This is a genomic window from Proteus sp. fly-1008, from assembly GCF_040140305.1.
Lineage (GTDB): Bacteria > Pseudomonadota > Gammaproteobacteria > Enterobacterales > Enterobacteriaceae > Proteus > Proteus vulgaris_B.
The window spans coordinates 298617-322074 of sequence record NZ_JBEEWH010000003.1 but is presented as its reverse complement, the minus strand read 5'-3'; the positions used below and the strand labels follow the sequence as shown (position 1 = coordinate 322074).

At 38.7% G+C, this 23458-nt stretch carries 21 protein-coding genes; 12 read left to right on the top strand and 9 right to left on the bottom strand.

Annotation, left to right across the window (positions count from 1 at the left end; translation table 11 throughout):
- Window positions 1-4 precede the first annotated feature (4 nt).
- Window positions 5-1552, bottom strand: coding sequence for a type VI secretion system contractile sheath large subunit (tssC, locus tag ABN256_RS07920; RefSeq protein WP_072069331.1), 1548 nt, complete (start codon window positions 1550-1552; stop codon window positions 5-7).
- A 23-nt stretch (window positions 1553-1575) separates the two neighbouring features.
- Window positions 1576-2073, bottom strand: coding sequence for a type VI secretion system contractile sheath small subunit (gene tssB / locus ABN256_RS07915; protein ID WP_072069330.1), 498 nt, complete (start codon window positions 2071-2073; stop codon window positions 1576-1578).
- Between the two features lie 1221 nt (window positions 2074-3294).
- Here tssB and ABN256_RS07910 point away from each other — a divergent pair.
- Entirely contained in the window at window positions 3295-5001 is a 1707-nt protein-coding gene (locus tag ABN256_RS07910) for a phospholipase D-like domain-containing protein (RefSeq protein ID WP_349439323.1), read from the top strand.
- An 86-nt stretch (window positions 5002-5087) separates the two neighbouring features.
- On the opposite strand, the gene ABN256_RS07905 is transcribed toward ABN256_RS07910, so the two are convergent.
- The 7 genes from ABN256_RS07905 to ABN256_RS07875 form a co-directional block, all read right to left on the bottom strand.
- Window positions 5088-5669 carry a DJ-1/PfpI family protein gene (locus tag ABN256_RS07905; RefSeq protein WP_349439322.1) on the bottom strand — a complete coding sequence of 194 codons (582 nt, stop codon included), beginning with the start codon at window positions 5667-5669 and terminating at the stop codon, window positions 5088-5090.
- Between the two features lie 5 nt (window positions 5670-5674).
- Entirely contained in the window at window positions 5675-6316 is a 642-nt protein-coding gene (locus tag ABN256_RS07900; RefSeq protein WP_197268927.1) for a bifunctional 4-hydroxy-2-oxoglutarate aldolase/2-dehydro-3-deoxy-phosphogluconate aldolase, read from the bottom strand.
- The gene (locus ABN256_RS07895; protein ID WP_349439321.1) at window positions 6297-7268 is read right to left on the bottom strand and encodes a sugar kinase; all 972 of its coding nucleotides are present in this window, start codon (window positions 7266-7268) and stop codon (window positions 6297-6299) included. The genes ABN256_RS07900 and ABN256_RS07895 overlap by 20 nt, the downstream gene beginning before the upstream one ends.
- Entirely contained in the window at window positions 7265-8119 is an 855-nt protein-coding gene (locus ABN256_RS07890) for a tagatose bisphosphate family class II aldolase (RefSeq protein ID WP_072069325.1), read from the bottom strand. Before ABN256_RS07890 ends, ABN256_RS07895 begins: the two co-directional genes overlap by 4 nt.
- Before the next feature lie 114 nt (window positions 8120-8233).
- Window positions 8234-9709 carry a DUF2264 domain-containing protein gene (locus ABN256_RS07885; RefSeq protein ID WP_196553959.1) on the bottom strand — a complete coding sequence of 492 codons (1476 nt, stop codon included), beginning with the start codon at window positions 9707-9709 and terminating at the stop codon, window positions 8234-8236.
- Window positions 9710-9763: 54 nt separating this feature from the next.
- Window positions 9764-11374 carry a sulfatase family protein gene (locus ABN256_RS07880; protein WP_196553960.1) on the bottom strand — a complete coding sequence of 537 codons (1611 nt, stop codon included), beginning with the start codon at window positions 11372-11374 and terminating at the stop codon, window positions 9764-9766.
- Window positions 11375-11412: 38 nt separating this feature from the next.
- On the bottom strand, window positions 11413-12648 hold the full coding sequence (locus tag ABN256_RS07875; RefSeq protein WP_349439320.1) for an anaerobic sulfatase maturase: 1236 nt from the start codon (window positions 12646-12648) through the stop codon (window positions 11413-11415).
- Window positions 12649-13183: 535 nt separating this feature from the next.
- Here ABN256_RS07875 and agaR point away from each other — a divergent pair.
- The 11 genes from agaR (at window position 13184) to ABN256_RS07820 (ending at window position 23203) form a co-directional block, all read left to right on the top strand.
- Complete coding sequence (gene agaR / locus ABN256_RS07870) at window positions 13184-13963, top strand: transcriptional repressor AgaR (RefSeq protein ID WP_036912386.1); 780 nt, start codon at window positions 13184-13186, stop codon at window positions 13961-13963.
- A 53-nt stretch (window positions 13964-14016) separates the two neighbouring features.
- Complete coding sequence (gene kbaZ / locus ABN256_RS07865) at window positions 14017-15297, top strand: tagatose-bisphosphate aldolase subunit KbaZ (protein ID WP_349439319.1); 1281 nt, start codon at window positions 14017-14019, stop codon at window positions 15295-15297.
- Window positions 15298-15309: 12 nt separating this feature from the next.
- Window positions 15310-16500, top strand: a complete 1191-nt coding sequence (locus tag ABN256_RS07860; protein ID WP_349439318.1) for an SIS domain-containing protein — start codon at window positions 15310-15312, stop codon at window positions 16498-16500.
- A gap of 24 nt (window positions 16501-16524) precedes the next feature.
- The gene (gene agaV, locus ABN256_RS07855; RefSeq protein WP_349439317.1) at window positions 16525-17019 is read left to right on the top strand and encodes a PTS N-acetylgalactosamine transporter subunit IIB; all 495 of its coding nucleotides are present in this window, start codon (window positions 16525-16527) and stop codon (window positions 17017-17019) included.
- 49 nt (window positions 17020-17068) lie between these two features.
- A complete protein-coding gene (agaW, locus tag ABN256_RS07850; RefSeq protein WP_069367637.1) occupies window positions 17069-17836 on the top strand; it encodes a PTS N-acetylgalactosamine transporter subunit IIC in 768 nt (255 codons plus the stop codon).
- Window positions 17826-18716, top strand: coding sequence for a PTS system mannose/fructose/sorbose family transporter subunit IID (locus ABN256_RS07845; protein ID WP_072069318.1), 891 nt, complete (start codon window positions 17826-17828; stop codon window positions 18714-18716). The genes agaW and ABN256_RS07845 overlap by 11 nt, the downstream gene beginning before the upstream one ends.
- A gap of 99 nt (window positions 18717-18815) precedes the next feature.
- Entirely contained in the window at window positions 18816-19250 is a 435-nt protein-coding gene (gene agaF, locus ABN256_RS07840) for a PTS galactosamine/N-acetylgalactosamine transporter subunit IIA (RefSeq protein ID WP_072069317.1), read from the top strand.
- Window positions 19247-20416: an N-acetylglucosamine-6-phosphate deacetylase gene (nagA, locus tag ABN256_RS07835; protein WP_072069316.1), complete on the top strand. Its 1170-nt coding sequence runs from the start codon at window positions 19247-19249 to the stop codon at window positions 20414-20416. The genes agaF and nagA overlap by 4 nt, the downstream gene beginning before the upstream one ends.
- Before the next feature lie 42 nt (window positions 20417-20458).
- On the top strand, window positions 20459-21289 hold the full coding sequence (gene kduI, locus ABN256_RS07830; protein ID WP_196553967.1) for a 5-dehydro-4-deoxy-D-glucuronate isomerase: 831 nt from the start codon (window positions 20459-20461) through the stop codon (window positions 21287-21289).
- Between the two features lie 79 nt (window positions 21290-21368).
- Window positions 21369-22124: a 2-dehydro-3-deoxy-D-gluconate 5-dehydrogenase KduD gene (gene kduD, locus ABN256_RS07825; protein WP_196553968.1), complete on the top strand. Its 756-nt coding sequence runs from the start codon at window positions 21369-21371 to the stop codon at window positions 22122-22124.
- 17 nt (window positions 22125-22141) lie between these two features.
- Window positions 22142-23203 (top strand): glycoside hydrolase family 88/105 protein, encoded by a 1062-nt coding sequence (locus tag ABN256_RS07820; RefSeq protein ID WP_197268936.1) that lies wholly within the window; start codon window positions 22142-22144, stop codon window positions 23201-23203.
- The last annotated feature ends 255 nt before the right edge of the window (window positions 23204-23458 follow it).

The following is a 23458-nucleotide window of genomic DNA, read 5'->3' as shown; positions in this document are numbered from 1 at the left end:
CACCTTATGCTTTCGCTTTTGGCATTTGAGATACTAACGAGAGATCTACATCCATTCCTTCTACTTGGAAGTGAGGAACGGCATACAGTTTCACTCTGAAAAATCCTGGATTATCTTCAATATCTTCTACAACGACTTTGGCATCACGAAGTGGGTGAGAAGCTTGTAAATCATCACTTGGGTCAGTCATTTCAGTGACTAAGCTACGAACCCAATTATTTAATTCGAGTTCTAATAAGCGACGATCTTTCGTGGTACCAATATTTTCACGCTGAATTAATTTCAGATAATGTGCGATGCGTGAAAGGAGAAAAATATAAGGTAAACGCGCATTGATACGACTGTTTGCCGTTGCATCAGCGGTATCATAAATCGCGGGTTTCTGCGCAGAATTTGCAGAGAAGAAACAAGAATAATCGCGGTTTTTGTAGTAAGACAATGGAATAAAACCGAGGTTAGCAAACTCAAATTCTCGTGTTTCAGGGATCATCACTTCAGATGGAATTTTTACCTGACTTCCTGTTCCTAAATCATAAAGATGAATAGGTAAATCTTTTACCGCTCCGCCAGCCTGAGGGCCTCGAATTTGAACACACCAACCGTTATTAATGAAGCTTTTCACCATATTGGCGGCAAAAGCAAAGGTTGCATTTGTCCACAAATATTTCTCATGATCTGGGCCTTTTACTTCTTCAATATAATTAAAACTACGTACAGGAACGGTATCAGGGCCATAAGGAAGGCGACCTAAAACACGAGGCATTGTTAAGCCAATATAGCGGGCATCGTCAGAGTCGCGGAAAGATTTCCATTTGATGTATTCAGCACGGTCAAAATAGTTGCTGATATCTTTTATGGCGGCGACTTCTTCCATAGAGTCTTTACCAAAAAATGCAGGGCCAACAGAGCCAACAAATGGCATATGTGCGGACGCTGAAATTTTTGCAATATTACGTAATAACGCAATATCTTGTGGGCTACGATCAAACTCATAATTAGAGACAATGGCTGCAATAGGTTCACCACCAGGAGTATCATACTCTTCGATATAAGTATGGTGATAAAGACCACTTTGAATAGTTTCAGGGCAATCTTCAAAATCTTGGCGTAAATCGTCTTTAGCTACATCGAGTAATTCGATTTTCACATTTTGGCGAAAATCAGTGCGATCCACTAAGAATTTTAGTCCACGCCATGCTGATTCTATTTTTTGGAAATCAGCATGATGCATGACTTCATCAAGTTGTTCGCTAATTTGTCTATCTAAATCTGCAATATGGTGATCGAGTAGATTTCTATCTAAACGTTCAACCTTTTGGCCTGAAGATTTCAGCCGTTCGAGAAAAACTTGAACCGCAACTGTAACGCGTTCATTTGCAGTTGTATCAGCCAGAGCACTATTGTCTTGGAAGATATTAATATCGCTCACCTGAGAAACGGGTGTGAGATTGATTTTCTCAAAGAGAGAGGCGTAAACACCGCTATTGGTCGGTTCATCAAGTACAGTTGTTGTACTCTTTGAAATACTTTCGCTATTCACTGACATAAGCATAATCCTGTAATGATAAAACCCAATTAATCTTTTTTCGGAGCGAGTTGAGAGAGTTCTTCGCGTAATTCATCACTTAATGCAGGATCTTTAAGGATATTTTCGAGTTCACGGCGAAAAGTGATGTTATCGAGGAGGTTAGATTTCAAGTCACGCAAGAGATTACGCATTGCTAGCATGGCGCGAAGTTGCGGTATTTGGCGAGCAACTTGTTCTGGCTCAAAATCAGCCATTTCTTTAAATGACAGATTAATATTTTCTTCGTTGCCATCATTCGTTAATGTATTTTTTACGGTAAGACTGATCGATGGGGAAAATTCAGTAAGAACACTATTGAAATTATTTTTATTAATATTGACCTTCTCTCTTTCTGAAAGAACACGTTTATCTTTTCCGTTACTGTAGTCACCAATGGCCAATAGTTTTAAAGGTAATTCAACTTTTTTCTGTGCACCACCTGTGTGTAAGTCGAGTTTTATATTTACCCGCGCTTTAGGAACTTCATTTTGAAAACTATCTGACATAATAAAATCCTTGTATTAAAACGAATAAAGGATCTCTTGAGAGTGGTCATAATAAGTAAATTCACTACCAAGAAATTTAACTTAAGGTATGGTTGTTTATATTAAATAATTTTAAATAAATCAATTTATCTTAATGAATTTAAGAGGTATCTCTAAAAAATAAAATGTAACAATAAAAATGAGTAAATACTTTATTGGTTTTATATTTCTATTATCATTTTAATTTTAAATTATTATATAGTCTTTATTGATTAACTTTTTATTTTATTCTGTTATGGGTTGTAAAGAACACCGTTACTCAGTATTTGTACATAGAATATATGTTTAATAATTTACTCTGTATATTATAACCTTTTTTTTAGTTTTATTAAGTTAGTAATTAAGGATGGAGAAACAAGAATGTAAGTTAAGTCATGGAGAGATATGAGCTAAATCACTTTGGATCTAATTGGTCAGACATTAATTAGTAATGAAAAAACATTGAAGAGAGTGATAACTATGCGTATGCCGATAATGATACTTGATGGGATATAGAGGATAATGACAGTATATTACATGATATTTAGCTATTTTCTGTTCATAGGCATTATTATCAAACAGAAGAAAAAATACGTGAAGGTAAAGTCTAGACAATAATTAGATTCAAGATTATTTATCTCAAAATCTATAACGAAAGTATTAAACAGATAAAACTGTTTTTGAGATAACTCCCCCAATAACAGAGTTAGTTATTATTAGGGGGACTTTGGGGAATGTCAGTCTTAGTAAGTCCTAAGGTATCTCTTCTTGATTTAACTCTATTTGCAAAACTCATATTTCCTCCTGATAAAAATAATAAAGCTATACCTGTTAAATATTATTTATAAAAGAGAGTGAGCTAATAAATAATAATTAATAAGGAGTGATTGATAGGTCAATAAATATAGATGTAACTATTTTTTAGTTTGATAACAACAGTTATTTATTATTAAACCACTATTATTAATAATAATTTATTTATTATTAATAACACCTAAAATATAAGGGGTTGGTTTTTTGTTTTTAATAAGAAAAGAGAGTGAGTATTATGTGGAAATAATTGAAATTATATCAAGTTGTCATATGTGTGATAAAAATGCTTTATAGGAATGAAAATATTTCATCTATCTTAATTAAAAATCTAATTATTTAAATTTTTATTTAAATAATATAGTTGTCCTGTATATAAAATAAAGGAATATTATGAAACTTATTGATGGATTAAAAACAGAATTAAAAGGCTTCTTCAATGAAACATCAGAAAATAATTATGTGAAGATTTTTGATACTCCTCATGTATGGGGAATGCCATTTGGTAAAGAAATTATGCCAAAAGCGATAGAACGTGAGGCTGAGTTTGAACAGGCTATTACATCTATCTTAGATAAAATGTTGTATCGCTGTGATATTTCATCGCTTAATGCTCCTGATGAGGAGTGGCGTAAAATTATTCTTACTGCAATTGATAAATCTTTTTCTGAAAAGAAAGGGCGTAAAGAACGTACGCAAATTCGATTTTTATTTGCACAAACACCAACCGTTTTATTAAACGGTGTGAAATATTATTTTAGTGGAGCACCTGAATATCTGGCATTGAAAAAAGATCTTATTGAATTGATTAAAGAGCGTGGGAAATATTGGGAATGTATTCCAGATATTTGGATTGGTCGTTTTTATCGTATTATTGATGGCTTAAAAGTTTCTTTAGAAAAAAAAGTGCTACCAGAAGATTTTATTTCTGAATTAGATACACGAATGACATGGAATCATACAAAGATTATTGCTGTCGATGGTAGTGAAGCTTTTGTTGGTGGTCATAATTTAAATATGGATCTTTTTAAAAGCTATCCACCGGTTCATGATGTTTCAGTTAAAGTTATTGGTGAGTCTGCACTTCATTCACAGCTATTTTTAAATAATATGTGGGATGTGGGTAAGGATTTAATTACAAAAGAATATTTTGATAGTAAAAAAAACAAATGGGTTGCTAAAAAAGCAAGTTATCACATTGCCGATCCATTAACGAAAAAAAGTATTCTAAAAGAAATTAAAAAGATAAATGAAGAAAGCTTAGCTAAATCGCCAGATGAAGGCTTTTTTAAAACTGACCGTATTTTTTCAGTAGGAAAATATTGGGAAGGAGCTGATATGCGCACTGATTATAAGAAAGGTTCCGAAAAAATGAAGGAATACCTTATAAAAAATGCGAAGAAAAAAATTCGTATGTCTCAGCAAGATGTTGTGAGCGCATGGAAGAAAAAATGGAAAGATCACTCAGTTTGCCATTGGATCATTGAAGCGTTATTAAAAAATCCAGAATTAGAAGTTGAAATTGTTGTTTCACCATTAGATGCAGCTGCGGGTGCGAATGGCGATCAATATTCATTTGGCTCTGGTGCACAAAGAACATTTGAATTATTTAAATATTATCTGACACATGATATCGAGACCGATGCTGTTATTTCTGATCCCGATAAAATTCGTGAGTCAGCACTACGTCGTATTAAAATTGCACCATTCTTTTTTACCGATAAAGTACCAAAAGCACTACAAACGGAAGGTAAAACTTATAAATGGCCTGATGCAGATGAATCATCTTATACAGCCACACTAAAAGAAGCACCTCTGAGCGAAGATCCCCCTAAAAAAGGTGATATTGGACATCCGTTCTGGTCATTGGTTAATGCGAGTGGTATTTATTCTAAAGTTGCGCCAGCACCAGGGAATCATGCAAAAGTGACTATTATCGATGATGAATTGTATATTGTTGGTTCAGATAATATGTACCCAGGATATTTGTCAGAATTTAACTATCTTGTTGAAGGTGAAGAGGCTGTTAGCACCTTTATTAAAGAGTATTGGGATAAATTGTGGCACTACTCTGAGCCTCATGCATTTAAACAAAAATAATTTTTGTATATTGATTTATCATTATTAAAAATGAAAATATAAAGGGGAGTAAATCCCCTTTATATCGTTAATAATAATTAAGTTAGCTATTTTAGGTAATCTAACGGCCAGTGTTTGAAATAAATATGATTAGCTTGCCAGTCTACTTTTTCTGTATTGTCGCTTAATAAATGGCGAGCTACAGTAAACGCAAATTCAAAACTTACACCTAATCCTTTTGCACTGATAAATTTTCCATCGACAACGACATCTTGATCAAGATAATTGCCATCATCATATTTATCAGCCAATTTATCACCTGTACTGTAGTTACGGCCTTCAAGAAGATGATGTGCAGCTAATACTTTTGCCCCAGAAGAGCATAGCGAACAAATGTATTTATCTTCAGCAATATGGCGTTTAATAAATTGAATAACTTGTTCGTTAGCACATAAACGATCGGTACCTTTAGGACCACCAGGCATCATTATTGCGTCATAATTGTGTGTCAGCTTTTCTGTTAATAGAAAATCCGCACTGATTTTAGTTTCAAAATAAGTATTTAATACTAACGTATCCATGCAAGAAAGCACATCAACATGAATATCAAGACGGCGCATGATATCAATAAAAACAACGGCTTCACCTTCTTCGAACCCGTCTGCTAATAAAACGGCAACCTGTTTCATTTTATTTATCCTTTATTGATATTTAGTAATGAATGGATACTTTGAATCTGATTAACAATGGTTTGCTTATCTTGTTTATCAATCGCTTTGGTAGTTGCAATCCAACTACCGCCACATGCCACCACTTGTGGAATAGCGAGATAATCACTGACATTATTTAAGCTAATGCCACCAGTTGGCATAAATTGCACTTGTGCGTAAGGTGCCGCAAGTGCTTTTAGCATTTTTACACCGCCAGAGGCTTCTGCAGGGAAGAATTTAACTAAAGTTAGGCCTCTTTCAAGGGCAACTTCTATCTGGCTTGGATTGTTAATTCCCGGCACAATGTCGATTCCATTATTCAGGCAATAATCAACTGTATTTGGGTTATAACCTGGAGAAATGACGAAGCTTGCTCCTGCTTCTTTTGCCATATCTGCTTGTTGTGCCGTTAATACTGTTCCTGCGCATAAAATAAGCTCAGGAAAATGCTCATGCATTAGCTTAATAGCTTTAGCTGCCACAGGTGTACGAAAAGTGATTTCAGCAACAGGTAATTGATTTTGGGTTAGAATTTCACCCAGCCAGATTGCATCTTCAGCGCGATTAATTTGGATCACGGGGATCACTTTCAGTGAGGAAAGTGTATCAACAATTGACTGTGTCATGGTTATCCTTGATTAATGTATAGAATGAATCGGTGACTTTATGAGGGATGATGGCGCCGTGATGTTGAATAACGAGTCCAGCTAATGTATTTCCCCATAAACAGCAAGTTGGTAAGTGATTGTTTTGTAGCCAAGCGGCAATAAAACCAGCATTAAACGAGTCGCCCGCAGCGGTAGTATCAACAACAGAATCAATCGGTTTTGGAGCGATATAGCCCGTATCTATGCCATCAGACCAGAAAGCACCATGAGCACCGAGTTTAACAATCACGTTTTGATTACCCCATTGATGAAGGCGTTGTGCAATGCTTTGTTCTGTCAAAATGGGTTGTTGCCAAAGCATTTTTTCATCATCCCCCGTAACTAAAGCGATATCGCTAAGTCTGTACAGTTTTTCAAACCACTCTTGCGCATGAGGTATTGAATCCCATAAACGAGGTCGATAATTTGAATCCACAATTAAGGTGATCCCATGCTGTTTAAGGTGGATTAATTGTGTGAGTAGAGACTCTTTCCCTTTTGGCGTTAAAATAGCAAGAGAAATTCCGCTGAGGTAAATCACACTATTATTAGGTAGTGCATTGAGATGTGTTGTAAAGCGGCTATCTGTTGCAATATAACGTGCGGCCGCATCATTACGCCAATAGTGAAAACTACGCTCACCGCAAGGATCAATTTCAATGGCATATAGGCCGGGAAGTTTTTCAGGAATAGTAATAACAGACTGGCAGTTAATTCCTTCTTCTTCCCATGCTTTTTTCATTAAGGTACTGTAAGTATCAGAGCCTAAACCTGTCATATAGTACGGATGTAATGTAGGGATAAGTCGCGCTAAGTACAGTGCTGTATTTAGCGTATCACCGCCAAAGCGCTGTTGTTGTGGTAAGAATGGTTGGCCACTAAGCTCTATCATACATTCGCCAATAATGGCGACAGTTTTATTTGTTTTCACAGTTTCCCATCACTTTTACAGACACGAATTTTATCTGCAACCACCGCTTTCATTGCGGCTTTGCCCGGTACAAGGTAATGGCGAGGATCACTTGCATCAGGGTTATCTAAAAAGTACTGCTTAATCGCGTTGGAAAAAGCAATTTTTAGTTCAGTTGCAACATTGACCTTGCAAATACCTAAATCAATACAACGGCGCACATCATCATCAGGGATCCCCGATGCACCATGGAGAACTAACGGAATATCAGTCTTTTGGCGGATAATTTCTAAACGATCAAAATCAAGATGAGGTTCATGTTTATACATGCCATGTGCGGTGCCGATCGCCACAGCTAATGAATCAATGCCAGTTGCTTTAATAAATTGTACTGCCGAATCAGGATCGGTGAATAGGGCATCTTTAGCATCAACGATAAGATCATCTTCCTGTCCACCAAGGCGACCTAATTCAGCCTCTACAGTGCAATCCCAATGATGGCAGAAGTTAACAACTTCTTTGACGATACGAATGTTTTCTTCAAAATGAAAATGAGAGGCATCGATCATGGCTGATCGCACGCCTGAAGTGACTTTATGGCAAATATCAGGAATGTCTTCATGATGATCTAAATGTAGTGCAACGGGAATTCGGTATTGTTCTGCGGCTTGCTGACAAATAGAGATCAAATAATCACTACCTGCATAAGCAAACGTACTTGGTGTACCTGCTAAAATAACGGGGGATGCCATTTCAGCAGCCGTCTCCATCACAACTTGGATAGTTTCCAAGTTGTGAATATTAAAAGCAGGCACAGCATAATTTTCACGCTGTGCTTTATTGAGCATATTACGGGTAGAAACCAGATACATGTTTGCCTCTCATCTTTCGTTTAATTACGAATCATAATAAACGAAAGAAATAGAAAGGTAAAAGATCTAAATCACATTTTTATTCCCTTCGCACTGAAAGCAAATGAAAGGTGATTAGAAAAAATGTGCCATTTTCGAGCTATAACTGGTGATCCCTTTGCGTAATAAATTATTTTTCGGTCGTCTAGACTGTCCTATCACGGTTTCCGCGACTTTTTGTGCTAAGGTTTGGTTTTCTAAACGGCGAGTTAATGGGGTTTGCTGAGTCGTATAATCTTCGCAAAAAATGACGGTTACCTCTTGCGTTGCTTTCACTCCAGTTACTAAAGCTTGAATTGCAGGAATTTCGAAACGAAAGTTATCTTTTTCTATGGGTAAAGGAAGTGAAGGTGTTTGCCATAAATTGATTCGATCGGCACAATAAAGCGCGATAATGACGGCACGTAATGACCAAAAACTACTAGCAGGACCGCTGTAGTTATCAACTAAACGGGGATCGTGATTAAATAAACCTTGAGTTGGCGCACCATTTTTTAATGCGCCTTGAGAAATAAAATAACGTAGGCTACTTTCAAAGGCGCGTTTTGCCTCGCCTACTTTGACTGAAGGGCAATGCAAATCGACACCCGCTAATAATGGCACAGAAACCGCAAGGCGGTAGCAGGCGCTACGACCAAAAAAAGGAATACCTTTTGGGGTCATAAAATAAAGGTAATGTTGATTAAAGGTGTTAAGTGATTGAGTAATAAATGCCGTATCGAATTGAGGGTCAATTTGTGCTAACCAATACAGTGAATAGTAAAAACCCCACGCATTGTAGTAATCATAATTACCTTTTGCACCATCACGAAACCATCCATTACCAACATAAAATTCTTTTAATCGTTCATAACGCCAATGGGTAATCGTGTCTTTTCCTGTGAGTGCTTTAATCACAAACTGGACGGTAAGAGGGAAGAAATGCCAATTATTATCAACAATTTCACAGTGATTAACTTGTTCAAACCAAACAATAATTTGTTGTTGTGTAGCAGGTGTTAATGTATCCCAAACCCATTCACGGCTTATCCAGAGAGTGAGCGCTAAATCCGCTGCCTCACAAATTCTTTGATCGTAATTTTCAAGTTTTCCCCAATAGCCTTTATGAAGCGGATCAGTGCCATGAATAAAACTTTGTTTGATCATTAATGGTAAATTAAATACTTGCTGATTTAATCCCATTAAGGTGCTTTTTTTGCTACTGACAATCCATGCCGCCAATAAAGGAAGAACTCGACTCACTCCTTCAAGGGCATCTGTTCTGGCGGTTTGTTGTCCAGGACTGCCGGGATAATAAGCATGGGAGTAACCCCAGACTTGATAATGATGAAAAGCCTGAGTGACATACTGTGTCAACATTTCACATAAAGAGAAAAGTGACTGATTTTCATCATTAAAAAAGTGAGTGATCGTTTTATCATAGCGACGATAAGCTGATTTTCTGACTAATCGTCGAATAATATTTTCCTTAAATAAGCGTTGATAGATTTCTACGTTTGGGTGCTCATAAGGGAGTTTTGGACGTACTGAAGATGCAATTTTAATAGCCATTTTCGTATCTCAGAAAAAAGACGCATCCTTGCGAAACAAAACGGAAGTTGAATATTAAGGTTTTGCAGAATCCACTAATATTTGATAGTGATCTTGTCCCCAAAGAACGGGCTTTGGCTTATCTTTGATCCACTGGTAATACGCATTTTTTAGCTCTGTCACTTTTTGTGGATTTTGTTTAGCAAGATCGATTGATTCAGCCGGATCGTTTTTATCGTTAAAAAGTTGAGGCTGATTTTTCCCGTCATCATAAAAATAGAGTGCCCATTCACCATCACGCACAGCCCAAGCACCTTTAGAGAGTTTTTCTAAATTAGGATTTATAGGCGGTGTTTTACGTTGATAGGTTATCCATTGGTGATATCCGTGCCAAAACTCTTGGTTTTCTTCACTGTAATGTTTAGTGCCAGGACCTGCCCAATAAAGATAGTTGTGAGGGGATTTTGTTGTTTCACCTTTGAGTAAAGGCATGATGTTTTTCCCTTCAATATTTAGATTGTCAGGAATAGCAATACCTGCTGTTTGTAGCGCAGTCGGTAAAATATCAAGTGCGGAGATCATCTCATCACTTTTTGTACCAGCTGGAATAGTGCCAGGTTGATAAGCAATAAAAGGCACTCTGACCCCACCATTAAACATTTGTCCTTTAAAGCCTCTATCCATTGCATTCATTGGCATTGGTGATTCATTAACTGCGCCATTGTCGGATAAGAAAAAGATAAGTGTATTTTCTAATTCACCATTTGCTTTTAATTTTGCAATTATTTGACCAATGCCTTCATCGGCTGCATTTAAGGCAGCAAAGTATTTATCTGCTTCAACATTGCCAGTATCAAATTTCTCCATATATTTAGCGGGTGAGGCTTGTTCTAACGGAATATGAGGAACGCTATAGGAGAGATTAATAAAGAATGGTTTATCTTTGTGCTCATCAATAAATTTTAAGGTCTCATCCGTTAACAGATGCGTGGTATAACCTGGCGCGGGAACATTGACACCATTACGCCAAAATGCAGGCGAATTCCATAAAGCCACACCCGATGCGTAATAGCTAAAGTCATAATCAAAACCTCGTTCATGGGGCGCGTAACCTACTTCTGGTGTTGAGATCATGTTGTCGTGATAATCACGAGTTTGCTTACTTTCATTAATTTTCGGTTTGTGGATCACTTTTGCATTGTGCCATTTTCCAATACTGGCTGTGGCATAGCCATTTTCTTGAAAAAGTGAAGGCAATAGTTTTATATCTTTAGGAATACCTAAAATAGCATCATCATTGCTATAAGTACCAAAGCTTGCAGGAGAACGCCCCGTAAAAATACCAGCTCGAGATGGTCCACAAACAGGATGAGCAACAAATGCATTGGTCATTTTGGCACCATTTGTAGCCATTTGACTGACATTTGGCATTGCAATGCGTGCAGCTTCAACCATCTTATTGATATCGCCTTCATAACGCGACGGTGTTGGTCTTTGTGCTAATTCATCGGCATTTAAGGTATCCAGTACAAAATCAAGTTGCCCTGTACCTAAATCATCCATCACTATCAGCAAAATATTCGGCTTTTCAGGTGTACCACCTGCATTGGCAGTGATTGGAATACTTAAACATGACGTAGCAATCAGCCCAGCGAGTAAGCTTTTTTTAACAGAAGGTAAGATCACGGATTGTCTCCAGAATAAACAAGATAAAATAAAAAGAGTTACTTTAAGTAGTTTTTTTTCATCGCAGGAAGTGCATCACTAGCAAGGCCCCCACGTGAAATAGCTTGTTGCATTAATTGCATGCCTATCGCGGTATGGTGAAATATTTTTTTATAAGAGCGACATAGGTAGTTATGGCGATATTTTTCGCCTTCAATAGCAATAATGCGATGTTTAGGGCAACCGCCATAACATAAGCTTTGCACTTCACACTGTTTGCAAAGGCTTGTTTGTTTATCATATTTATTTTGGCCAAAGCGCTGTTGCTGTTTTGATGTGACTATATGAGCAAGGCTGTTTTGATGAATATTGCCCAAATTATTGGCGGGATAGACATAGTGATCGCAAGAGTAAACATCGCCATTGGCTTCAATGATCAATGCTTGACCACAGGTTTTAGATTGAATACAGGTTGATGCAGGATATCCCATCCATGTGCCTAATAAACTATCAAATAAGCGGATATATATTTTCCCGATATCGCCTTGCCGTACCCATTCATCAAATACTTCAGCCATAAATTGTCCATAGCCTTCTGCTGGAACAGAAAAAGGCGCTAATTGTGCATTAGGGCCCGGTGCATAATGTCCTCCATGAGTATGAGGAAAGCGTCTATCGACTTCGACGATGGGAATAAATTGAAAGAAAGTAGAACCTAATTCTTTTAAGGCTTGATAAGTTTCTTTTCCTTTATTCCAGTTTTGGTCATTAACGACAGTGAGTGTATTAAATTCGACGCCATATTCATTGAGTAATTTAATTGCACGTTTTACTCGTTCAAAAGTAGGGCTTCCATTGACAGAAATACGATATTTATCATGAACAGCTTCAATACCATCAATTGAAACGCCTAATAGAAAATGATTATCAGCAAAGAATTGTGCCCATTGGCGATTAATGGCAATTGCATTGGTTTGTACACTATTTGTAATTGTCTTACCGTTGGCAAATTGTTTTTGGTATTTGACAACTTGTTCAAAGAAATCCAATCCTGCAAGTGTTGGCTCTCCACCTTGCCAAGAAAAATCAACCTGATCACCGCTGTGTGATTGAATATAATCTTTAATATAACGACGAAGCACACCATCTGGCATCACAGTATGGCCTGTCTCTTTTTTTTCATCTGGAAAAATATTTTCTTTTTCCAGATAAAAGCAGTATTCACACTTAATATTACAGTGGTAGCTTGTAGGTTTTGCCATCATATGAAAATAAGCAGGTTGATTTAATGCCATTAGTCATTTCCTGAGTTTCTTTTTTATCCTGTTACATTACGTAAAATTTATCAAAACAAAAGAGATTAAAATCACAAATACGAAATAACGAAAGCAAATGAAAGATTTTTTCGAAAGTTAAATACTGTTATTTTCGATGAAAATACTTTCGATTCGATACTATTTCATATTCTATTGACTATTTGAGCTATTTATTTTGATTTGTTTTTCGAAAATAAATGAATGTCATGAAGTTTTAATCTGTATCTTGTGAGATAAGACGAAATTAAATCTATATTATTGTGTTTTACCTAGTTGTATGTGTTGTAATCATAAGTATAGTGTTGCGTTATATCATTTTATTTATTGGAAACTGATGGCCTGAAGGCTATTATTGAAATGACACGAAAATAATCGTAAGCATTCGATGATGAATCGAAACTTTGTGAAAGAGATCAAAAGTTTTGTTTTTTTGCATTGTCGGTTAAAATTGGCGTAGTAAACTACATTCGAAACCAATCGAAAGAAAGTCTTTTGGTTTCGTAAGGAGACGAAAGTGAAAGCGGCAGTTGAGAGGCGTATGGAAATCCTCGATATGGTAAACCAGCAAGGTAAAGCCAGAGTCGAAGATCTCGCTGAATTATTTAAAGTCTCAAGTGTCACTATCCGCAGCGATCTAAGTTTTCTTGAGAAAAATGGTTATATCGTTCGCTCTCATGGTGCAGCAATTCCTAACACAGGATTTATTGCCGAATTGAGTATCCACGAAAAACGTGGACAAAACGCGGGCATAAAAACATTAATCGGGAAAGCTGCCGCAACGCTGATAAAGGATGGAGACACCGTCATTCTTGACTCGGGGACAACTACTCGCGAAATCGCGACACATTTAAAGTCGCGCGAAAATGTAGTGGTCATGACTAACGGTCTGGATGTCGCAATGGAGTTAGCAAATACCTCAGGTGTGGAAGTATTAATGACCGGTGGTGTATTGCGAAAAAGTGCGTTGTCTTTTTCAGGCTCACAAGCTGAAAATAGTCTTAGAAATTACCGTTTTGATAAGGTTTTTCTAGGTGTTGACGGATTCGATTTACGTGTTGGTATTACTACACACAATGAACAGGAAGCCAGCCTTAACCGTTTAATGTGTGATATCTCAGAAACGATTATTGCGGTTGCAGATTCTACGAAATTCAGTAAACGCAGCTGTCATATGATCAGAGAATTTGGTGATATTGATATATTAGTGACCGACTCAGGTATCCCTGAAGAATATATTCAGGAACTGAAAGATCACAAAATCGAAGTGATTATCGTCGACGATAAGGCATCGTAATTTGCTAACTCCATTAGCAACACCGCCGGTGTTGATTATGGAGTTAGTATTTAATGCATCCTTTAGAAAAGATTGTTCAGCAACACAAATCAGGCAAACAGAATGGTATTTATTCTGTTTGTTCTGCCCATCCTTTAGTAATAGAAGCAGCTCTATTACAAGCGCTGGATAATGATTCCTTTCTGCTAATTGAAGCCACCTCTAATCAGGTTGATCAGTTTGGTGGTTATACGGGAATGACTCCCGCTGACTTCTACCAATATGTTATCGAACAGGCTGAAAATGTCGGTTTTTCTATCGAGAAACTTATTCTTGGTGGTGACCATTTAGGGCCTAATCGTTGGCAGCATCTAAACGCTGAAGAAGCGATGGCGAATGCAGATGTGTTGATTGCACATTATGTTGCCGCTGGTTTCAAAAAAATCCACCTTGATTGCAGTATGTCTTGTGCTGACGATCCTGTTCCTTTAACTGATGAAATTGTGGCATCCCGTGCTGCACGTCTTGCTGTTATTGCAGAACAGACAGCAAAAGAGACTTTTGGTTATAGTGATATTGTCTATGTGGTTGGTACCGAAGTGCCAGTGCCGGGCGGTGCCGCTGAAGAGCTTGATACTGTTGAAGTTACTTCACCTGATGCTGCACGTAAAACCTTAGAATGCCATCGCCAAGCTTTTCAACATGCTGGTGTAGGTGATTGTTGGGAACGTGTTATTGGTTTGGTGGTTCAACCCGGCGTTGAGTTCGATCATACAGGGATTATTGATTACCAATCCGAAGAAGCACAATCATTAAGCCAAGTCGTGAACGATTATTCTCATCTAGTTTTTGAAGCCCATTCTACGGACTATCAAACCCAAGCGGCTTATAAACAACTCGTTCATGATCATTTTGCCATTTTAAAAGTAGGACCCGCATTAACCTTTGCAATGCGCGAAGGATTATATGCACTTTGCGCCATTGAAGAAACATTATTCCCTCAAGAACAGTGTTCTAAATTGCGTGAAAAAATGGAACAACTGATGTGCCGTGAGCCTGGATTTTGGCAAAAATATTATCACGGTGATGAGCAACAACAAGCCTTTGCTCGAGTGTATAGTTTTAGTGATCGTATCCGTTATTACTGGCCTGATGCTGAAATTAATGCTGCTATCGATACGCTAATGGATAACTTATCCGTTAAACCAATTCCATTGCCGTTACTAAGCCAATACCTCCCTTATCAATTTACCCAATTTAGAGAAGGCATGATTGACGGCTCCCCTGAATCTTTTGTTATTGCGAAAATTCGTGATGTGTTATCGGTGTATGCCGATGCGTGCTATGTCCATTAATTGAGGGAAACCATGGAATATTTAAGCTATCAGATCGCTAAATTAGAGCAACTGAATGCATTTTGGACTGCGAAAGAAATTGAGCAACAACCAGAATGTTGGAAGAAAACGTGGCAATCAGTAAAAGAGAAACGTGCTGATATTGAAGCTTTTTTAGATAAAGCGCTCGCAGAGACTCATGCGCGAATTATTTTAACAGGTGCAGGTACATCCGCATTTGCTGGAAAAGCATTAGCCCCTATTTTAAGTGGTCATACAAAACGCCGAGTAGATGCGATTGCAACAACCGATTTAGTGGCTGATCCACAAGAATATTTAGCAGAAGACATCCCAACGTTATTAATCTCTTTTGCTCGCTCAGGGAATAGTCCTGAAAGTGTGGCAGCGTTAGATATTGCGACTGAATGCCTATCTCAATGTCATCACTTAGTGCTGACATGTAATGCAAATGGCAAGCTTTATCAGTATTGCCAAAACAACAGTAGTGCATTGGCATTGTTGATGCCTGAAGAATCCAATGACCGTTCTTTAGCGATGACCTCTAGCTTTTCATCCATGATGATGGCTGCAGTGACTATTTTTTTAGGGGATAACGTCTTTAGTGATTCTATCGCACCTTTTTTTAGTCACTATAAAGCGCAGTTTAATAAAGCGAATCAAATTATTCGAGATAAATACGCGGGTAAGTTTAAACGGGTTATTTATTTAGGAAGCGGTGGATTGCAAGGTTTAGCGCAAGAAGCTGCACTGAAAATGTTAGAGCTTACAGCCGGTAAGGTGGTAGCGAGCTTTGATACTCCATTAGGCTTTCGACATGGACCTAAGTCTATTGTAAATAAAGAAACTTTAGTGGTGATGTTCTTCTCAAATGATCCTTATACACGTCAATACGAGACTGACTTATTACGAGAGGTTATTCACGATAATGCATCAGGCAAGGTGATCGCGATCACCGCACGAAATGATAAAGCTTTTTCGCCAGAGAGTTTTGTTTATATTCCTGCGTTAGAGAACTGTTCAGATGTGGCGCTATTGTTCCCTTACTTGATGTTGGCGCAATCATTCGCATTTCACAGTTCCATTGCACTAGGGAATACGCCTGATAACCCGTCTCCAACAGGAGAAATCAACCGCGTTGTACAAGGCGTCACTATTTATCCGTTCTCATACAAAAAAGACGACACACAGTCTGCTTTAAATTAATAAAATATAATAAGAGAGCTAATCATGAACACACCGAATATTGTCTGGACCCGCATTGACGAACGTTTACTCCATGGTCAAATCCGCATTACATGGGGAAAACATACAGAAGCAAACCTGATTTTAGTGGCTAATGATGACGCAGCAGAAGGCCCAAATGCCGCATTTATGCAAGCTGGAATGAAAGCATCAGCAGGGGGCGAATATGCTGTTCGCTTCTTCTCTATTCAAAAAACCATTGATGTTATTAGTAAAGCATCACCTCGCCAGAAAATTTTTGTGTTGTGTAATAACCCAAAAGATGTTGCCCGTTTAGTGGAAGGTGGTGTGCCCATTACTCACTGTAATATTGGCAATATGCATTTTCATGAAGGGAAACGTCAAATTGCAAAAACAGTATCCGTTGATGAAACCGATATTGATGCGTTTAAACGCCTTGTTGCAAATGGGGTAACTTGCACAATTCAAAACACTCCCGATCAGACTCCTGTTGATGTATTAACACTCGCATCTGCTTGATAAATTCCTGAGTAAAAAAAACCTGCATTAGCAGGTTTGAGGATTATTTATGATTTTTGAAGCTTCTTTAGTGGCTTTATGGGCCTTCTTTTGCGGTATAGATAAGTATGACGTTGCATTAAATATCCATCGTCCATTAATTACAGGACCTGTTGTCGGCCTGATTATGGGCGATATGCAGGTTGGATTGATTGCAGGCGCAACATTAGAACTTGCTTGGTTAGGGCTTGTTCCTAACGCCGGTGCTCAGCCACCAGATGTAACTTTAGGCACTATTGCTGCGGTTGCTTTTGCGGTAATGACAAATCAATCACCTGAAGTTGCTATGGGTATTGGTATGCCAATTGCTGTGTTAATGCAAATGTTGGTGATTGGCTTCTTTGCAATGACGGCGTTCACTATGGGAAAAGCCGATAGATACGCAGAAAGAGCCGATGCGGGTGGTGTGTCTCGGTTACTGATTATCACGATTATAGTACGTTCATTACTCTATGCATTAGTTGCCTTCGTAACGGTCTATTTCGGTGAACATGCAGCTCAGTGGATTGATGATAATACCCCGAAAGTGTTGCTTGAAGGCCTCGGTATTGGTGCGAAGATGGTTCCGGCTATTGGTTTTGCAATGTTGTTGAAAATCATGTGGTCAAAAGAAGTTGCAGGTGTGTTCTTTATTGGTTTCGTCATGACAACTTATTTAAAACTCCCAATTATGGCGGTTGCTATTTTAGGCGCATCAGCTGCTGCACTCTACTTCTTCTTTAGTGGTAACAACAAAAATACAAGTCAGCAAAATGAGGATTTCGAAGATGGTATCTGATAACAGCACTGCATTGAAAACACAGGATAAACCAGAAACGGGTTCTTTGATTGATGGTATTGATGAGTACCAAGATACTACGGTCAGAAAAGTTATCACTAAAGGTGATCTTTGGAAGTGTGCGTTCCGAGGGTTATTTATGGAAGGTAACTTTAACTTTGAACGTATGCAAGGTGGTGGATTTGCCTTCTCAATTATTCCAGCATTAAAGAAGATCCATGGGAATAATAAACGCGATTATGCAACATCACTGAAAAACCATCTGCAATTCTTTAATGCCAGTCCTAAACTGTTTACCTTTTTATTAGGTACAGCCGTTGCAATGGAAGAAAACAAAGAAAAACCATCAACTGTTAACGTGATGAAAGTTGCAGGAATGGGGCCAACAGGAGGCATTGGCGATGCTATCGATCATATGACCTTAATGCCACTGACATTAGCATTGGGTGCATCCATTGCAATGGAAGGTTCGATTGCGGGACCTTTTGTTTTCTTCTTTTTATATCAAATAGTGCACTTTTTAGTGTATTTCGGGCTGATGTTTATGGGGTATCGCGCGGGAACCGCCGCGATGGTCAATATGAGTGATGCCACTGAAAAACTAGCCAAAGCCGCCAATATTATGGGGATCTTTGTTATTGGGGCGCTCTCCGCGACCTTTATCAAGGTGCAAACCACCGCCTCGTTAGAGCTGGGAGGAAAGGTGGTCGAATTGCAAAGCGCGCTCTTTGACAAAATCATGCCGAATTTATTGCCTCTGTGCTTAGTTTTCCTGATGTACAAAATGGTAAAAAGCACCGGTTTTTGGGGTAAACCTCCGGTATTAATTTTCTCAACTCTTGCATTTGGCGTTGTCGGCCACGTATTAGGATTCTTATAACAGAGAGCCTTTACCACCGTCGTTATTGTCAATCGAAATACATTATTAACTTGCTATAAACGGGCAGGAGGGTCTTCTGCTGCCCGCAAGGAGTCACTCATGATAGGTCTTATTGTTTCAGGACATCTTAATTTTGCTTCTGGTATGGCATCAGCCGTAAAAGCGATTGCTGGCGAGCAAGACGATATCGCATTTATCGATTTTGTTGAGTCAATTTCTCCTGATGAACTTGAAGAAAAAATGCGTGAGGCGATTAACTCAATGTCATGTCAGCAATATCTGTTCTTAACAGATTTACCCGGTGGAACCCCTTGTAATCGAGCAATGGCCATTATGATGCAAAACCCTGCTGTTGAGGTATTAGCGGGTGTGAATTTACCGATGATTGTTAATGCAGCTTTTGAACGAGAAGGGTGTTCAACATCAGAGTTAGTGCAAACATTACGCGAAATAGGTCAAGACAGTATTCAAGATATTCGTGAGCAATTAGCACAAATAGACAGTAATAATGCTGATGAAGAAGACGGCTTATGAGTCAGCGATATGCGATTTTGGCAGATAGAACGTTTACGCCTGAAGGAATTCGTTATCTCTATTATGTCTGTGTTAGGGGCGATGTCATTGAATCGATCACCTCGCAAGCACCAACAGATTGCCCCATTATTCGACTAAAAGGGAAATCATTATTACCCGGTTTTGTGGATATCCATATTCATGGTCGTGAAGGTGCGGATGTCATGGATGCGACTGAACAAGGGTTGCAAACCATTGCTGATGCTTTAGTGAAAACAGGTGTTGTTGCGTGGGTTGGTACAACGGTTACTGCACCTATAGATGATATTCGCCTCGCATTATCACAAGTACGTGAGTTCTTATCAAAGCCACAAACATCCGGTGCGTTGTTACTTGGGAGCTTTTTGGAAGGGCCTTATTTTACTGAGCGTCATCGCGGCTCTCATCCTGTGAAATATCTTAAAGCACCGACAATATCAGAGTTAGAAACACTGCTCGAAAGTGCAGGTGACACATTATTGCGTGTCGCTGTTGCGCCAGAAGCACAAGGTTCAATAGATGCGATTGATTGGTTGGTCAATCGAGGTATTAAGCCAAGTGTGGCGCATACAGCGGCAACTTACGAGCAAACTTCAGATGCGTTTTTGCATGGTGCTGATTGTGGTGTGCATTTGTATAACGGTATGACGGGGCTTCATCACCGTGAACCGGGATGTTGTGGTGCAGTGTTATATCACAATGTATTAGCGGAATTGATTGCCGATGGCATTCACGTTCATCCCGTGATGATGCAATTAGCGTATCGCATGAAAGGTTATCAACAACTCGCTTTAATTACAGATTGCATGCGTGCCGGGGGATTGCCTGATGGTGATTATACGCTAGGTGCACAAACAGTGAGTGTTACTCAAGGTCAAGCTAAAACAGCCGATGGCTCTTTGGCTGGGAGTACCTGTAGCTTAGATAGTGCATTGCGAAATATGGTGAAACTTGCGCACATACCTGAGTGGGAAGCTGTACAAATGGCGACTGCGATCCCTGCGGAGTATCTCGGTATCGGCGATAAATTGGGTTATATCAAAGTAGGGCAACAAGCCAGCTTTGCTGTGGTGGATGAATGTTTTCATCTCACCGATACATTCATCAGAGGAAATCATATTTACTCTGTATCCGGGGAAAATGTATAGCTTTTCAGTTATGCACCCATCAGTAAAAATGAGGTATTTATAATGGAAATTCGTCAGCCAATTCATAGTGAACATGCTAAAAGGCTTGATACAGAAGGACTTCGCAAGGAGTTCCTGATAGAGAACCTATTCTGTGAAGGGGAAATGAATCTCACTTATAGCCATATAGACCGTATTATTGTTGGCGGTATTGTTCCTACAACGCAGCCTTTAGCATTAATGGCGGGTAAAGCCTTAGGCGTTGATTTCTTTTTAGAACGACGTGAGCTAGGTGCCATTAATATTGGTGGCGCTGGTAAAGTAGTTGTTGATGGTGAAGTGTTTGATATTGGTCCTCGTGAAGCCATTTATATCGGAATGGGCGCTAAAAGTGTTGAATTTATGAGTAATAATATGGAAGCTCCGGCTCGTTTTTATATGAACTGTGCGCCGGCTCATCATACTTATCCAACACGCAAAATAACGCAACAACAAGCATCACCAGAAAAAATTGGTAATACAGAAAACTGTAACGTTCGTACTATCTATAAATTCTTACACCCTTCAGTGTTACCAACCTGTCAATTATCAATGGGCATGACGATGCTTGAGCCAGGTAGTTTATGGAATACCATGCCATGCCATACTCATGAGCGTCGCATGGAAGTGTACCTCTATTTTGATATGAAAGATGACAACGTAGTATTCCATTATATGGGAGAACCAACGGAAACTCGTCATTTGGTTGTTCGCAATGAACAAGCTGTTATCAGTCCTAGCTGGTCAATTCACTCAGGTGTGGGCTCTGCATCTTATACCTTTATTTGGGGAATGGTTGGTGAAAATCAGGTCTTCCACGATATGGATCATGTGGCAATGAAAGATCTGAAGTAACCATAAATAGTCACATTTTCTTCTTACCCTACTAATAAAAAAGGTGTGGCAATAAAGCCACACCTGAGAGGTTACCGCTATGAATTTATTCGATTTAAATGGCAAGATTGCTATTGTTACAGGTTGTAATACAGGTTTAGGTCAAGGTATGGCTATTGGTTTAGCCAAAGCGGGTGCAGATATTGTGGGTGTGGGTATTCAAGATGCACCTGAAACTCGCCAGCAAGTAGAGGCTTTGGGTCGTCGTTTTCATTACATTACACAAAATTTAATGAAACAAGATGGGTTACAAGCGCTGGTAGATGAAGCCGTTTCTGTTATGGGGCGTATTGATATTTTGGTGAATAATGCAGGGATTATTCGTCGAGAAGATCTATTAGAATTTAGTGAAAAAGATTGGGACGATGTGATTGATATTAATCAGAAAACATTGTTTTTTTTATCCCAAAAAGTAGCTCGCCAATTTGTGAAACAAGGTGAAGGTGGAAAGATAATTAATATTGCTTCTATGCTCTCTTATCAAGGCGGTATTCGAGTTCCTTCCTACACAGCAAGTAAATCCGCAGTTATGGGGTTAACCCGTGCATTGGCAACGGAATTATCTCAATACAATATTAATGTTAATGCAATTGCTCCGGGTTATATGGCAACAGATAACACTAGCGCGCTTCGTGCTGATGAAGCACGTAATGCAGCTATTTTAGAACGTATTCCAGCAGGACGATGGGGAACTTCCGAAGATGTTGCAGGCCCAGCAATTTTCTTAGCATCCAAAGCGAGCGATTATGTTACTGGGTATACCATTGCGGTTGATGGTGGTTGGTTAGCTCGTTAATTTTATGGAGAAATAGGATGGAACACGCTAATACAGATACTTTGCAAAGAGGGCTTGTATTACAAAACATGAAGCGAGTGTATCGTTATCAATCGGCTAATCAAGTTCGCAGTGTTCGTCGCCGTAGTGGTAAAACCCGTTTTATTAAAGATACCGATTGGGAACGTGGTGTTTTATGGAGTTGTGTTAGTGCAGCATGGCAAGTAACACAAGATGAAGAGTATCTCAATGGTGTGCTGAATTACACTTTACATACTGGATTTAGAACAGGTCCCAACGCACGTTTTGCAGATGATCATGTTTGTGCACAAGCTTATCTAGCTATCAGTCCACTTTTCGAACAATTTGAAGTGGTTGAACCAACAATCAAAGCGTTTGATATTATGCTTAATGAGCCAAAACTTGGTCGTGAGGATTGGTGGTGGTGTGATGCGCTCTTTATGGCACCTCCGGGATTTGCTGCACTTGCTGAAATTACCCATGAGCGACGTTATTTAGATTATATGCACACAGCTTATTGGGATGCGATAGACCATTTGCGTGATCCTGAAACAGGGCTTATTTTTCGCGATCATCGTTATATTCCTGATGGTCAAGGAAATGAATTACGTGAAGCCAATGGTGAAAAAGTTTTTTGGAGCCGTGGCATTGGCTGGGTTTTAGCTTCAATACCTCGCATTCTTCAATATATGCCTGATGATTATCATGGTCGTGAGCGTTATATCGCACTGTTTAAAGAATTAGCGACATCCATTCTAGATTATCAACATGAAGATGGTTTTTGGCGAACAAGTTTACTCGATCCTGATAATTTTCCTGCACCAGAAAGTTCAGCAACAGCACTATTTTGTTATGGACTAGCATGGGGAATTAATCAGGGAGTATTAGAGAATGAAATTTATTTTCCTGCTTTAAATAAAGCATGGTCGGCATTACAAACCTGTATTCATGACAATGGCATGATAGGTTGGGTTCAACTTCCAGCATTTAACCCTCGTGACGTGAAGTTTGAACATAATATGGATTATGGTGCTGGTGCTTATTTATTAGCAGGAAGTGAAGTTTTAAACCTTTTGTAAATTGCTAGAGCTTTGATATTGACATTTTGTTGTTTTTCTTGCGCTTTACATGCCTTCCGCGCAATATTTTCCTAATTTTCCTATCTAGGAGCCGACCAAAATAGAGGTCGGTTTTTTTTATATTTAATATAATAATAAGAGGTAACAATAATCTGTTACCTCTTATTATAAGTTAGGGTGCTTAGATTCAAACCCAATAATGAAGGCAGGAAATTGTGGGGGATCGCTCCCCCACAAGATTAATATAAAATAAAA

Bases quoted from the DNA above. Each gene is read 5' to 3' on its own strand.
- tssC (WP_072069331.1), bottom strand. From the start codon at position 1,552: ATGCTTATGTCAGTGAATAGCGAAAGTATTTCAAAGAGTACAACAACT.
- agaW (WP_069367637.1), top strand. From the start codon at position 17,069: ATGATTTTTGAAGCTTCTTTAGTGGCTTTATGGGCCTTCTTTTGCGGT.
- ABN256_RS07900 (WP_197268927.1), bottom strand. From the start codon at position 6,316: ATGACACAGTCAATTGTTGATACACTTTCCTCACTGAAAGTGATCCCC.
- kbaZ (WP_349439319.1), top strand. From the start codon at position 14,017: ATGCATCCTTTAGAAAAGATTGTTCAGCAACACAAATCAGGCAAACAG.
- kduI (WP_196553967.1), top strand. From the start codon at position 20,459: ATGGAAATTCGTCAGCCAATTCATAGTGAACATGCTAAAAGGCTTGAT.
- ABN256_RS07910 (WP_349439323.1), top strand. From the start codon at position 3,295: ATGAAACTTATTGATGGATTAAAAACAGAATTAAAAGGCTTCTTCAAT.
- agaV (WP_349439317.1), top strand. From the start codon at position 16,525: ATGAACACACCGAATATTGTCTGGACCCGCATTGACGAACGTTTACTC.
- nagA (WP_072069316.1), top strand. From the start codon at position 19,247: ATGAGTCAGCGATATGCGATTTTGGCAGATAGAACGTTTACGCCTGAA.
- ABN256_RS07860 (WP_349439318.1), top strand. From the start codon at position 15,310: ATGGAATATTTAAGCTATCAGATCGCTAAATTAGAGCAACTGAATGCA.
- agaF (WP_072069317.1), top strand. From the start codon at position 18,816: ATGATAGGTCTTATTGTTTCAGGACATCTTAATTTTGCTTCTGGTATG.
- ABN256_RS07885 (WP_196553959.1), bottom strand. From the start codon at position 9,709: ATGGCTATTAAAATTGCATCTTCAGTACGTCCAAAACTCCCTTATGAG.
- kduD (WP_196553968.1), top strand. From the start codon at position 21,369: ATGAATTTATTCGATTTAAATGGCAAGATTGCTATTGTTACAGGTTGT.
- ABN256_RS07845 (WP_072069318.1), top strand. From the start codon at position 17,826: ATGGTATCTGATAACAGCACTGCATTGAAAACACAGGATAAACCAGAA.
- ABN256_RS07905 (WP_349439322.1), bottom strand. From the start codon at position 5,669: ATGAAACAGGTTGCCGTTTTATTAGCAGACGGGTTCGAAGAAGGTGAA.
- ABN256_RS07820 (WP_197268936.1), top strand. From the start codon at position 22,142: ATGGAACACGCTAATACAGATACTTTGCAAAGAGGGCTTGTATTACAA.
- ABN256_RS07890 (WP_072069325.1), bottom strand. From the start codon at position 8,119: ATGTATCTGGTTTCTACCCGTAATATGCTCAATAAAGCACAGCGTGAA.
- tssB (WP_072069330.1), bottom strand. From the start codon at position 2,073: ATGTCAGATAGTTTTCAAAATGAAGTTCCTAAAGCGCGGGTAAATATA.
- ABN256_RS07875 (WP_349439320.1), bottom strand. From the start codon at position 12,648: ATGGCATTAAATCAACCTGCTTATTTTCATATGATGGCAAAACCTACA.